Raw genomic sequence first — 12910 nt, 5'->3', positions numbered from 1 at the left:
TGGGTATCCAGGCATTCGAGCCGCTGCTGATCGAAGGTAAAGCCATCCAACTGCATCCGCTGGTTTGTGCGGCCTATAACGCCGACTTCGACGGTGACCAGATGGCGGTACACGTGCCGTTGACACTGGAAGCCCAGTTGGAAGCGCGTGCGTTAATGATGTCTACCAACAATATCTTGTCCCCGGCGAACGGCGATCCGATCATCGTTCCGTCCCAGGACGTGGTATTGGGTCTGTACTATATGACCCGCGACTGTGTGAACGCTAAAGGCGAAGGCATGGTGCTGAACGGGCCGAAAGAAGCTGAGCGTATTTATCGTGCCGGCCTGGCCTCGCTGCACGCCCGCGTGAAGGTGCGTATCACCCAGTACAGCAAGAATGTCGATGGCGAGATGGTACCGGAAACTAGTCTGATCGACACCACCGTTGGTCGCGCCATCCTGTGGATGATCGTACCGAAGGGGCTGCCGTTCTCCATCGTCAACCAGCCGCTGGGCAAGAAAGCTATTTCTAAGATGCTGAACGCTTGCTACCGTGCGCTGGGGCTGAAGCCGACCGTTATCTTCGCCGACCAGATCATGTACACCGGTTTCGCCTATGCAGCGCGCTCTGGCGCTTCCGTCGGCATCGACGATATGGTGATCCCGGCGAAGAAGGCTGAGATCATCGCTGAAGCCGAAGCCGAAGTGGCCGAGATCCAGGAGCAGTTCCAGTCTGGTCTGGTGACCGCCGGTGAACGTTACAACAAAGTCATCGATATTTGGGCCGCCGCGAACGAGCGTGTGGCTAAAGCGATGATGGAAAACTTGTCTACTGAAACCGTTATCAACCGTAACGGCGAGGAAGAGCGTCAGGTTTCCTTCAACAGCATCTTTATGATGGCTGACTCCGGTGCGCGTGGTTCCGCCGCTCAGATCCGTCAGCTGGCCGGTATGCGTGGCCTGATGGCGAAGCCGGATGGCTCCATCATCGAAACGCCGATCACCGCGAACTTCCGTGAAGGTCTGAACGTACTCCAGTACTTCATTTCTACTCACGGTGCGCGTAAAGGTCTGGCGGATACCGCATTGAAGACAGCGAACTCCGGTTACTTGACTCGTCGTTTGGTCGATGTCGCACAGGACCTGGTGGTTATCGAAGACGACTGTGGTACTCACAACGGCATCGTCATGACCCCGGTTATCGAGGGTGGCGACGTTAAAGAGCCGCTGCGTGACCGCGTTCTGGGTCGTGTGACTGCGGAAGAAGTCTTGAAGCCGGGTACGGCGGACATTCTGGTGCCGCGTAACACCCTGCTGAACGAAAAATGGTGTGACCTGCTGGAAGAGCACTCTGTCGACAGCGTGAAAGTGCGTTCTGTCGTTAGCTGTGAAACTGACTTCGGCGTGTGTGCCCATTGCTACGGCCGTGATCTGGCCCGTGGTCACCTGGTGAACAAGGGTGAAGCCATCGGCGTTATCGCCGCACAGTCCATCGGTGAACCGGGTACTCAGCTGACCATGCGTACCTTCCACATCGGTGGTGCGGCATCGCGTGCGGCGGCTGAATCCAGCATTCAGGTGAAGAACAAAGGTAGCTTGAAGCTGACCAACGCCAAGTTCGTGGTGAACTCTGACGGTAAGCTGGTGATTACATCGCGTAACACCGAGCTGAAGCTGATCGACGAGTTTGGTCGTACCAAGGAAAGCTATAAGGTGCCTTATGGTGCTACGCTGGCCAAGGGTGACGGCGCCGAGGTGAACGGTGGTGAAACGGTCGCTAACTGGGATCCGCATACCATGCCGGTTATCTCTGAAGTTAGCGGTTACATGCGCTTCGCCGACATGATCGATGGTCAGACGGTAACCCGTCAGACCGACGAATTGACCGGCCTCTCTTCTCAGGTGGTTCTGGACTCCGCGGAGCGTACCGGTAGCGGTAAAGATCTGCGTCCTGCGCTGCGTATCGTCGATGCTAATGGTGACGACGTGCTGCTGCCGGGTACCGATATGCCGGCGCAGTACTTCCTGCCGGGTAAGGCTATCGTGCAGCTGGAAGATGGCATCGCCATCAGTGCTGGTGATACTCTGGCGCGTATTCCCCAGGAATCTGGCGGTACCAAGGATATTACCGGTGGTCTGCCGCGCGTTGCCGATCTGTTCGAAGCCCGTCGTCCGAAAGAGCCGGCTATCTTGGCCGAGATCAGCGGTGTGGTTTCCTTTGGTAAAGAGACCAAGGGCAAACGTCGCCTGGTGATCACGCCGCTGGATGGCAGCGATGCCTATGAAGAGATGATTCCGAAGTGGCGTCAGCTCAACGTGTTCGAAGGCGAACGCGTTGAACGCGGCGACGTGATTTCCGATGGTCCGGAATCTCCGCATGACATTCTGCGTCTGCGTGGCGTGAACGCGGTAACGCGTTATATCGTTAACGAAGTCCAGGATGTATACCGTCTACAGGGCGTTAAGATTAACGATAAGCACATCGAAGTTATCGTGCGTCAAATGCTGCGTAAGGCGACCATCACCAATGCCGGTAGCTCTGACTTCTTGGAAGGCGAGCAGGTGGAAGTTTCCCGCGTCAAGATCGCCAACCGTCAGTTGGAATCTGAAGGTAAGATCGCCGCGACCTATATGCGCGATCTGCTGGGTATCACCAAGGCGTCTCTGGCGACCGAGTCCTTCATCTCCGCGGCCTCCTTCCAGGAGACGACGCGCGTGCTGACTGAGGCGGCTGTTGCTGGTAAGCGTGATGAACTGCGTGGTCTGAAAGAGAACGTCATTGTGGGCCGTCTGATTCCGGCAGGTACTGGCTATGCCTACCACCAAGATCGTATGCGCCGTCGCGCTGCCGACTCTGCCGCCGCACCGCAGGTGAGCGCGGAAGAGGCCAGCGCCAACCTGGCAGAACTGCTGAATGCAGGCCTGTTGGGGGGCAATGACGAATAAGTCATTCGTCTGACCGTGTGAAAAAACCGCTCTTCGGAGCGGTTTTTTTTCGCTTGGACAGCGGCACGTCGTTAACGAGGGGGGAGCGTGTCCTGCCGTGCTTAGCTTCGGCGTGTCGCGTCATCGGCCAGATACAGTTCGCCGCCGCAGGCACGAAATTGCTCGGCCATCTGCGCCATACCTGATGCCGGCTCCGACTGTGTTTGGACTTGACGCGCGGCGTGTTCGCGCACCGCCTGCGAGATCTTCATCGAACAGAACTTCGGCCCGCACATCGAACAGAAGTGGGCTAGCTTACCGGAGGCTTGAGGAAGCGTTGCATCGTGGTAGGCGCGGGCGGTAAAGGGATCGAGCGCCAGATTGAATTGATCTTCCCAGCGGAACTCGAAGCGCGCTTGCGACATGGCATTGTCGCGGATCTGGGCACCTGGGTGCCCCTTAGCCAGATCGGCAGCATGGGCGGCGATCTTATAGGTGATGAGTCCCTGCTTTACATCCTCTTTGTCCGGTAAACCCAAATGCTCTTTGGGCGTGACGTAACACAGCATGGCGCAGCCGAACCAACCGATCAGGGCCGCACCGATGCCGGAGGTGAAGTGGTCATAGCCCGGAGCGATATCGGTAGTCAGCGGCCCCAAGGTATAGAAGGGCGCTTCGTGGCAATGTGCTAATTCCTCGGCCATGTTGCGTTGGATCATCTGCATTGGTACATGCCCTGGGCCCTCGATCATCACCTGAACATCGTACTCCCAGGCGATCTGGGTCAGCTCGCCCAGGGTATGCAGTTCGGCGAATTGGGCCGCATCGTTGGCATCCTGGATCGATCCGGGACGTAGACCGTCACCTAATGAGAGTGCGATATCGTAGGCGCTACAGATGGCGCAGATCTCACGGAAATGGCGATAAATAAAATTCTCCTGGTGATGGGCTAAACACCACTTGGCCATGATGGCTCCCCCGCGTGAGACGATGCCGGTTAGGCGCTGGGCAGTCAGCGGAATGTAGCGCAACAACACGCCAGCGTGCAGGGTGAAATAGTCCACGCCTTGTTCCGCCTGTTCCAATAGGGTATCGCGCAGTAGCGGCCAGTTGAGATCCTCGGCGACGCCGTTGACCTTCTCTAATGCTTGATAAAGAGGAACGGTACCAATAGGGACTGGACTGTTACGCAGGATCCATTCGCGTGTCTCGTGAATGTAGCGCCCGGTTGAGAGATCCATCACCGTGTCGGCGCCCCAGCGAGTGGCCCACACCAATTTTTCGATCTCCTCCTCGATAGACGAAGTGACGGACGAACTGCCAATGTTGGCGTTGACCTTCACCAGGAAGTTGCGCCCGATAATCATCGGTTCGGATTCTGGGTGATTGATATTGGCCGGAATGATGGCTCGCCCGGCGGCGACCTCCGCCCGCACGAACTCGGCGGTGATGTTCTCCGGCAGATGGGCGCCGAAAGCGACGCCGGGATGCTGTTGGCGGAGCACGTCGCTACGGATGCGCTCGCGCCCCATATTTTCGCGCAGAGCGATAAACTCCATTTCTGGGGTGATGATTCCCTGGCGAGCGTAATGCAATTGGCTGACGCGTTTACCGGGTAGCGCTCGGCGTATGGCGGGAGGTTGGGGAAAGCGTAGTGTCTCTAGCGTCAGATCGGCTTGACGCAGGCGGGTATAATCGGCGCTGCGTTCGGTAAGCATTTCCGTGTCACCGCGCTCGGCGATCCAGGTGGCACGGATGGCGGGCAATCCACGCTGTAGCGCAATCGGTGTCTGGGGATCGCCATAGGGACCGGATGTGTCGTATACCGCGATCGCTTCGTTGTCGCGCCACTGTGGTTGCTCCGGTGTACCGCCAACCAGAGTTGGGCTAAGGCTGATCTCACGCAGTGGCACTCGGATATCGGCGCGTGAGCCCTGGAGGTAGATACGACGTGAGTTAGGGTAGGCTTCGCCTCGTAGGCTAGCGATGAAACGCTGGGCTTCGGCGCGACGTTGGCGACGTTGGCGACGTGGTGTATCGGAAAGGGGGGGCATCGACATAGCAAATTCCTGCCTCATAAGGCGCGATAGGAGAAAAATTGCTTGTCTGGAGCTCGGAGAGGAGTAATGAATAGAAAAAACGTGAAGCCATGGGATGGCTGAACGTGCCGATTACTCTTGTTCCCTTCGTGGGTCTTAACCCAATCAGGTTCCGCGGATCCCGAATCAACGGTCTCAGCCTGTGATACTCGGTATCAGCTAGGCACTCCGACAAGATGGTGCGGCAAAGGCGGTGGCCCTCGCGTGCGGGCAGTGTAAGGAGCGCGTGAGAAAACTGCAAGTATTGTTAATAATGTGTTTAATCATAATTTGTCCTCGTGGGGTCAGTTGGATAGGCCGAACGTGGGTGAGCGTGGCGTGAAGGAGTCGAGGCGGTGGCAGTAGCACAGCAAGTATGTGAAGCCGATAACGGCTGGTGGGTAGTCAGCGACCGGGGACGTATCTGGTTACCTCAGGGAGAATTGCCTTGCGGTAGCGCCGTACGCTGGGGACTGGTTGGGCAGATGGCTTACCGTATCGGTGAATGGCAGGGAATGGCGGTATGGCTAGTGCGGCAGCAGCGTGACGGAGAGATGACCACCGTACGTCAGTTGCTCGACGCCGATCGTGGCTTGTTCCAACTGGCCGGGCGTGGCGTCCAACTGGCCGAGTTTTTCCATTCCCACCAGTTCTGTGGTTACTGTGGCCAGCCGATGCAGACCAGTCAGCATGAATGGGCCTGTCTGTGCGCTCATTGCCAACAACGCTATTACCCACAGATTGCACCCTGTATCATCGTCGCCATTCGTCGGGATGACCATATTCTGTTGGCGCGCCATAATCGTCACCGTAACGGCATTTACACCGTGCTGGCGGGTTTCGTTGAAGTGGGGGAGACGTTGGAGCAGGCTGCGGCGCGCGAGATCATGGAGGAGAGTAATCTGCAGATTAAGAATCTGCGTTATGTTGCCTCACAGCCATGGCCTTTCCCGCACTCTTTGATGATGGCCTTTTTGGCCGATTATGCTGCCGGTGAGCTGCGGCATGATCCCAAAGAACTACAGGAGGCGGGGTGGTATCGTTACGATCGCCTACCCCAGTTACCCCCGGCTGGTACGGTGGCGCGGCGCCTGATCGAGGACACCGTTGCGCTGTGCCGGGCACAGCATGAATGAGTCGACCACATGTTACAATGCCATAAAATAATAATAGGAGCCGAAGGATGTCCGAGTTGAAGAACGATCGCTACCTGCGTGCGCTGCTGCGTCAGCCGGTCGACATGACTCCGGTCTGGATGATGCGCCAGGCTGGACGTTATCTACCGGAATATAATGCTACGCGTGCCCAGGCCGGCGATTTCATCGCCCTGTGCAAGAATGCCGAGCTGGCCTGCGAGGTCACCTTGCAGCCATTGCGTCGTTTCCCGTTGGATGCGGCGATCCTGTTTTCGGACATTCTCACGGTGCCGGACGCCATGGGGTTGGGCCTCTACTTCGAGGCGGGAGAGGGACCACGTTTTACCCGGCCGATTACCTGTCGTGCCGACATCGATCGGTTACCGATCCCCGATCCGGAACAGGAGCTGGGTTATGTGATGGCGGCGGTACGTACCATAAGGCGTAACCTACAAGGTGCTGTGCCGTTGATCGGTTTTTCTGGAAGTCCTTGGACCTTGGCAACCTATATGGTCGAGGGGGGAAGTAGCAAGGCCTTTACCAAGATTAAGAAGATGATGTATGCCGATCCAGTGGCGCTACATGCGCTGTTGGATAAGCTGGCCCAGAGCGTCATTCTGTACCTTAATGCCCAGATCCGTGCCGGGGCGCAGGCGGTAATGATTTTTGATACCTGGGGAGGGGTCCTGACCGGACGTGATTATCGTGAGTTCTCGCTACGCTATATGCATCAAATTGTCGACGGCTTACAGCGCGAGAGTGAGGGGCGTCGGGTGCCGGTGACGCTATTCACCAAAGGTGGCGGAGCATGGCTGGAGGTGATGGCTGAGACTGGCTGTGATGCCCTCGGTTTGGATTGGACTTGTGACATCGCCGATGCGCGTCGTCGGGTCGGTGATCGGGTGGCGCTGCAAGGTAATATGGATCCCTCCATGCTGTATGCGCCAGCGGCGCGCATCGAGCAGGAGGTCGCCGATATTCTGGCGGGGTTTGGCCAGGGAGAGGGGCATGTCTTCAACTTGGGGCACGGCATCCATCAGGATGTGCCGCCCGAGCAGGCTGGTGTTTTTGTTGAGGCGGTGCATCGTCTTTCCCAGCCATATCACCGTTAACGGGACACAGCGCATGGATATGCAGGCGTTACGTGATGAGCAACTGACGAAGGCGATGCTGGTTGAGCGCGAGGATCGCTGGGATGCGCCATCGCTGATCGCTGGCGCTGACGTCGGGTTCGAGCAGGAGGGCGCGGTTACGCGGGCGGCGATCGCCGTATTACGCTATCCTTCGTTGACGCTGGTGGAGTACCAGGTGGCGCGTATCGCCACGCAGATGCCGTATATCCCTGGTTTTCTCTCGTTCCGTGAGTACCCGGCGCTATTACAGGCTTGGGCGCAACTGCGTCAGCGCCCGCAGTTAGTGATGGTCGACGGACACGGTATCGCGCATCCACGTCGTTTGGGCATCGCCAGTCATTTCGGCCTGTTGGCGGATGTGCCGACCATTGGTGTGGCGAAGCGGCGCCTGTGCGGCCAATTCGCCGATTTGGCCGCCATACCGGGGGCGACGACAGCGCTAATGGATGGCGCAGAGCCGATCGGTTGGGTGCTGCGTAGCAAGGCGCGCTGTAACCCACTGTTTATCTCGGGTGGGCACCGTGTCAGCGGTGATAGCGCCCTTGCTTGGGTGCAGCGCTGTCTGCGCGGCTACCGCCTACCGGAGCCGACCCGCTGGGCCGATGCGATTGCCTCGCGTCGGCCCGCCTTTGTGCGCTGGCAGGCCAGACAATCCTTTTCCGCAGAACAGGCTGATACGGGAGAGGAGTGAACATTCTTATAATCTGGCGCAATCGTAGGGTTTTTCCCGTAATTCAGTTAGACTGCGCCGCAGATAATCGAGAGAGACTTCAGCATGCTGCGTAATCCCATTCATAAACGTCTGGAGAAGTTGGAGAGCTGGCAACAGCTCACCTTTATGGCTTGCCTCAGCGAGCGGATGTATCCCAACTACCAGGCTTTTTGCCGGCAAAGCGGTTTTGCCGACGCAGCGGTGTATCGCCGTATCCTGGATTTGGTCTGGGAGGTCTTGACGGTGAAGGATGCCAAGATCAACTTCGACAGCCAGTTGGAGAAGTTGGAGGCGGTGATCCCCGACGCCGATGACTATGACATGTACGGTGTCTATCCTGCGATCGATGCTTGCGTCGCGTTAAGCGAGATGCTGCATGCTCAACTGGGTGGCGACATGCTGGCACATGCCATTGCGGTGAGCGAGACCTCGCTACATACGGTTGGCATGTTAGAAATGACCCAGGCCGGGCGTGAGATGAGCGACGATGAATTGAAATCGCTGCCGGCGATCCAGGAGGAGTTGGATATCCAGTGGGAGATTTTTCGCCTGCTGAACGAGGCTGAAGAGCGTGACCTCGAATTGATAAAAGGGCTGCGTGCTGACCTGCGTGAGGCGGGTGTGAGCAATATCGGTATCGAATTAGCGCAATAAGACGGCAAAACGTGATTTAACACCTGATTTGTCGCCCTCTAAGGCTTCACATTCGCCCCCCGCTTGTTCTACATTTGGGGGGCGTAAAAGAAGTGGCTATCGGTGCGTGTATGCAGGAGAGTGCTGTCAATCGGCATATCCGTCGCACTCGATGCTTTGCAAACGATAAACACACTGTAAGGATAACTTATGAATAAGACTCAGCTGATTGATGTAATCGCAGACAAGGCCGATCTGTCCAAGACCCAGGCTAAAGCCGCTCTGGAGTCTACCCTGGCTGCCATTACTGAGTCTCTGAAGGCAGGCGATGCCGTACAATTAGTTGGTTTCGGTACTTTTAAAGTGAATCATCGTAACGAGCGCACTGGCCGTAACCCGCAGACTGGCAAAGAGATTAAAATTGCCGCGGCTAACGTACCGGCGTTCGTTTCTGGCAAGGCATTGAAAGACGCCGTTAAATAAGTAACGCGTGGCCACAATAAGCGGTGTAGTTGAGGGGGCGATGGTGCCCCTTTTGTCTATGCGTCGCTGGCTATTGGCTAGCGTCGTGCTATTGGCTGGCTGCCAGTCCGCTCCGTCGTCCCCGCCTTTTGCTGCGACAGGATATATCGCGGATGGCGGCATTGTCCGTATCTGGCGCCTCGAAGGGCGCGCGCAGCAGCCTCTGGCCATGATGCGTGTGTTTAGTCCGCTGGGCCAAGGGCAGACTCAGATCGATCACTACCGTTACCGGGCTGGGTATTTGTATCAAATTCTGCAACAGAGTGGGCAAGATCAGGGTGAGGTACTACAGTTACGCTTCGATATGCAGGGGACGCTGAGCTATATGCAGCGCTTGCAGGGGAATGAGCGTGAGATGCCGAGTGCTGATGAGGTCGCCAAGGCACAATATCAAGCGCGCCATACGCGCGATCTGGCCGCCACGCTGATCGCTGGTGGCGTCAACCTGGTTCAGGGGCGCTGGCAGGATGGTATCTTTACGCGTTGCGATGGCCAGGTCGCCCCGCTACCGTTAGTTGGTTGGCAAGCGGCGCAGTTGGCACGGCGTGAGGCAAACAGCCGCGGCGCGTTATGGGTCGCTTGGTTGTCAGCACCGGCCGGCGCGCAACTATTGCAGATCACCCAACACGATATTTGCGCCTGGGAGCCAACGGCCAAAACGTTATAAAAAAGCCAGCTCATGGCCGGCTTCATTGGGGAGCGAGGATGTCGCTGTTTTAGCGTGTGCGTTGTAGTGCACGGTAACCGATGTCACGGCGGCAGAAGCCGCCCTGCCATTGGAGTGTGTCGACCAAACGATAGGCGTTGCGTTGGGCCTGCGCAATATCATCACCTAATGCCGTGGCGCATAACACGCGTCCACCGCAGGTTTCGACCTCGCCTTGGGTATTCAGCCGCGTCCCAGCATGGAATACTTTGGCTTCAGCCGTACCGGACGTCAAACCGTGAATGACATCGCCTTGGCGGTAGTCACCCGGGTAGCCGGCGGCGGCCAATACCACCCCCAACGCTGCTCGCGGATCCCAGATGGAAGTCTGTTGATCCAGTGTCCCTTGGGCGCCAGCCAGACAGAGCGCCACCAGATCCGATTGCATACGCATCATGATCGGCTGAGTTTCTGGGTCACCGAAGCGGCAGTTAAATTCGATGACTTTCGGCTCTCCGCTATCAGAGATCATCAATCCAGCATAGAGGAAACCCGTATAAGGGGAGCCCTCCTGGGCCATACCGTGCACCGTTGGCCAAATGATCTGCTCCATTACGCGCTGGTGTACCGCCTCGCTGACCACTGGCGCAGGCGAGTAGGCGCCCATTCCACCGGTATTGGGTCCTTGGTCACCGTCGCCGACTCGCTTGTGATCCTGGCTGGTGGCCATCGCGAGAACATGTTCACCATCGACCATGACGATGAAACTGGCCTCTTCGCCGCTGAGGAACTCCTCGACAACGATGCGATGCCCGGCGTCGCCAAAGGCATTGCCTGCCAGCATATCATGGATCGCTGCCTCGGCTTCATCCATGCTCATGGCGACGATCACCCCTTTCCCTGCGGCCAGACCGTCGGCCTTGATCACAATCGGAGCACCCTGCTCACGCACATAGGCTAACGCGGGTTCGATTTCAGTAAAATTACGGTAGGCTGCGGTAGGAATATGGTGGCGAGCGAGAAAGTCTTTGCTGAAGGCCTTGGAGCCTTCGAGACGCGCAGCACTTTGGCTTGGCCCGAAGATGGTCAGGCCTGCGGCACGGAAAGCGTCGACGATACCGAGAACCAGCGGGGCTTCGGGGCCGACAATGGTCAGATCGATCTGATGGCTTCGGGCAAAGTCGACTAACGCTGGGATGTCGGTAGCGGCGATGGCGATATTTTCTAAGGCCGGTTCCTGTGCCGTACCGGCGTTACCCGGTGCGACGAATACGCGCTCGGCTAGCGGAGACTGTGCGGCTTTCCAGGCCAGGGCATGCTCTCGCCCACCGTTGCCGATAATCAGAATGTTCATGAGTGTCACCTTTTACGCCACGGAGCGTGCCCCGCAGCATTGATATTAGTGGCGGAAGTGGCGCATGCCGGTAAAAATCATCGCAATACCGTGCTCGTTGGCGGCGGCGATGACCTCATCGTCGCGAATCGAGCCCCCCGGCTGGATCACACAGGTTATCCCGACGGCAGCGGCGGCATCAATGCCATCTCGGAACGGGAAGAAAGCGTCGGAGGCCATGACTGAACCAGCGACCGGTAAGCCTTCATCGGCCGCCTTAATCCCGGCGATTTTGGCTGAGTAGACGCGGCTCATCTGCCCGGCCCCGATACCAACGGTCATATTGTCTCGCGCATAGACGATGGCGTTAGACTTGACGAACTTGGCAACCTTCCAGCAGAACAGGGCGTCGCGCAACTCGTGTTGGCTGGGTTGGCGGGTGGTGACCACGCGCAGATCCTCCATGTCGACCATCCCCAGATCACGCTCCTGAACCAGCAGTCCACCATTGACACGCTTGAAGTCGAGTCCCGGACTGGCCTTACCCCATTCACCGCAGGCGAGTACACGAACATTCTGTTTGGCGCTGAGAACATCCAATGCTTCATCACTGATACGCGGCGCGACGATCACCTCGACGAATTGGCGGGCGATGATGGCTTGCGCTGTCTTGGCATCCAGTGTGCGGTTAAAAGCGATGATGCCGCCGAAGGCGGAGGTGGGGTCGGTCTGGTAGGCACGTTCATAAGCCTGGAATAGATCGGTGCCGAGAGCGACTCCACAGGGATTGGCATGTTTCACGATGACACAGGCCGGCTCGGCAAAACTCTTGACGCACTCCAGTGCGGCGTCGGTATCGGCGATGTTGTTATAGGAGAGTGCCTTACCCTGCAACTGTTGGGCGGTAGCGATACCGGCTTCGTGCGCTGGCTCTTCGACATAAAAGGCGGCTTGTTGATGAGCATTTTCGCCGTAACGCATATCCTGCTTTTTCACTAGATTTATATTCAACGTTCGCGGGAAGCGTCCACTGGGATGGCTGGTATCGCCATGGTAAGGCGCAACCAACGTGCCGAAGTAGTTGGCGATCATGCTGTCGTAGGCGGCGGTATGCTCGAAGGCTTTGATCGCCAGATCGAAGCGCGTCGTCTGGCTTAGCGAGCCTTGGTTAGCGTCCATTTCGGCGAGCACAGTGTCAAAGTCGTGGTTGTTAACTACGATGGCGACATCGTTATGGTTCTTGGCCGCCGAGCGCACCATGGTCGGCCCACCGATGTCGATATTCTCTATCGCGTTTTCCAGGGTGCAGTCAGGGCGAGCGACAGTTTGGGCGAAGGGATAAAGGTTAACCACCACCATATCAATGGGGTTAATCGCATGGTGCTGCATGATTTCGCCGTCGCGGTCGCGACGTCCAAGGATCCCACCGTGAATCTTGGGATGCAGGGTCTTGACGCGGCCATCCATCATCTCTGGAAAACCGGTGTAATCGGAGACCTCGATGACTGGTAGGCCTGCCTCTGATAGCAGACGGGCAGTGCCGCCGGTCGAGAGCAGCTCAACACCGCGTTGGTGTAACGCACGAGCGAACTCAACGATACCAGTTTTATCGGAGACACTCAGTAGTGCGCGGCGAACAGGACGACTGTGTTGCATGGTGGTTATATCCCTCGGCAATAATAGATCGCAGTAAGCCTATTTATATACCTATATAGTAGGCGTCGTTGCGGATGAAGCGGAATTATGGCGCGCGATGATTCTAACGAAAACGTTTGCGTAAAGCTCGTCAAATTTTTACCGTCGTGGGTTTT

10 protein-coding genes and 1 riboswitch are annotated in these 12910 nt (G+C 57.3%); of the genes, 7 read left to right on the top strand and 3 right to left on the bottom strand.

Features of this window, described 5'->3' with window-relative positions; translation table 11 throughout:
* Nucleotides 1-2927: DNA-directed RNA polymerase subunit beta' (gene rpoC / locus EHO01S_RS16185; RefSeq protein ID WP_024524930.1), on the top strand; the 2927-nt coding region annotated here is incomplete at its 5' end.
* Between the two features lie 101 nt (nt 2928-3028).
* On the opposite strand, the gene thiC is transcribed toward rpoC, so the two are convergent.
* Nucleotides 3029-4960 (bottom strand): phosphomethylpyrimidine synthase ThiC, encoded by a 1932-nt coding sequence (thiC, locus tag EHO01S_RS16180; RefSeq protein WP_035370822.1) that lies wholly within the window; start codon nt 4958-4960, stop codon nt 3029-3031.
* A 110-nt stretch (nt 4961-5070) separates the two neighbouring features.
* A riboswitch (TPP riboswitch) is annotated at nt 5071-5186 on the bottom strand.
* Nucleotides 5187-5340: 154 nt separating this feature from the next.
* Between thiC and nudC the strand changes: the two genes are divergently transcribed.
* The 6 genes from nudC to EHO01S_RS16150 all read left to right on the top strand — a co-directional run bounded on the left by nudC (nt 5341) and on the right by EHO01S_RS16150 (nt 9787).
* On the top strand, nt 5341-6120 hold the full coding sequence (gene nudC / locus EHO01S_RS16175; RefSeq protein ID WP_024524928.1) for an NAD(+) diphosphatase: 780 nt from the start codon (nt 5341-5343) through the stop codon (nt 6118-6120).
* A 47-nt stretch (nt 6121-6167) separates the two neighbouring features.
* A complete protein-coding gene (gene hemE, locus EHO01S_RS16170) occupies nt 6168-7232 on the top strand; it encodes a uroporphyrinogen decarboxylase (protein WP_024524927.1) in 1065 nt (354 codons plus the stop codon).
* Nucleotides 7233-7245: 13 nt separating this feature from the next.
* Nucleotides 7246-7944, top strand: a complete 699-nt coding sequence (gene nfi / locus EHO01S_RS16165; protein ID WP_024524926.1) for a deoxyribonuclease V — start codon at nt 7246-7248, stop codon at nt 7942-7944.
* An 84-nt stretch (nt 7945-8028) separates the two neighbouring features.
* The gene (locus tag EHO01S_RS16160; protein WP_024524925.1) at nt 8029-8619 is read left to right on the top strand and encodes a YjaG family protein; all 591 of its coding nucleotides are present in this window, start codon (nt 8029-8031) and stop codon (nt 8617-8619) included.
* Nucleotides 8620-8808: 189 nt separating this feature from the next.
* Nucleotides 8809-9081, top strand: coding sequence for a nucleoid-associated protein HU-alpha (gene hupA, locus EHO01S_RS16155; protein ID WP_005280461.1), 273 nt, complete (start codon nt 8809-8811; stop codon nt 9079-9081).
* Between the two features lie 58 nt (nt 9082-9139).
* Nucleotides 9140-9787 (top strand): DUF1481 domain-containing protein, encoded by a 648-nt coding sequence (locus EHO01S_RS16150; protein WP_024524924.1) that lies wholly within the window; start codon nt 9140-9142, stop codon nt 9785-9787.
* 49 nt (nt 9788-9836) lie between these two features.
* On the opposite strand, the gene purD is transcribed toward EHO01S_RS16150, so the two are convergent.
* Nucleotides 9837-11120 (bottom strand): phosphoribosylamine--glycine ligase, encoded by a 1284-nt coding sequence (gene purD, locus EHO01S_RS16145; protein WP_024524923.1) that lies wholly within the window; start codon nt 11118-11120, stop codon nt 9837-9839.
* Between the two features lie 45 nt (nt 11121-11165).
* Nucleotides 11166-12755, bottom strand: coding sequence for a bifunctional phosphoribosylaminoimidazolecarboxamide formyltransferase/IMP cyclohydrolase (gene purH / locus EHO01S_RS16140; protein ID WP_024524922.1), 1590 nt, complete (start codon nt 12753-12755; stop codon nt 11166-11168).
* Nucleotides 12756-12910: the final 155 nt, after the last annotated feature.

Origin of the sequence: Edwardsiella hoshinae NBRC 105699 = ATCC 33379 (assembly GCF_000474215.1) — a bacterium.
Taxonomy (GTDB): Bacteria; Pseudomonadota; Gammaproteobacteria; order Enterobacterales; family Enterobacteriaceae; genus Edwardsiella; species Edwardsiella hoshinae.
This window is presented reverse-complemented; position numbering and strand designations above follow the sequence as displayed.

Coding starts and splice junctions, on each gene's coding strand:
- EHO01S_RS16150 (WP_024524924.1), top strand. CDS start 9,140: ATGCGTCGCTGGCTATTGGCTAGCGTCGTGCTATTGGCTGGCTGCCAG.
- hupA (WP_005280461.1), top strand. CDS start 8,809: ATGAATAAGACTCAGCTGATTGATGTAATCGCAGACAAGGCCGATCTG.
- hemE (WP_024524927.1), top strand. CDS start 6,168: ATGTCCGAGTTGAAGAACGATCGCTACCTGCGTGCGCTGCTGCGTCAG.
- purD (WP_024524923.1), bottom strand. CDS start 11,120: ATGAACATTCTGATTATCGGCAACGGTGGGCGAGAGCATGCCCTGGCC.
- purH (WP_024524922.1), bottom strand. CDS start 12,755: ATGCAACACAGTCGTCCTGTTCGCCGCGCACTACTGAGTGTCTCCGAT.
- thiC (WP_035370822.1), bottom strand. CDS start 4,960: ATGCCCCCCCTTTCCGATACACCACGTCGCCAACGTCGCCAACGTCGC.
- nfi (WP_024524926.1), top strand. CDS start 7,246: ATGGATATGCAGGCGTTACGTGATGAGCAACTGACGAAGGCGATGCTG.
- EHO01S_RS16160 (WP_024524925.1), top strand. CDS start 8,029: ATGCTGCGTAATCCCATTCATAAACGTCTGGAGAAGTTGGAGAGCTGG.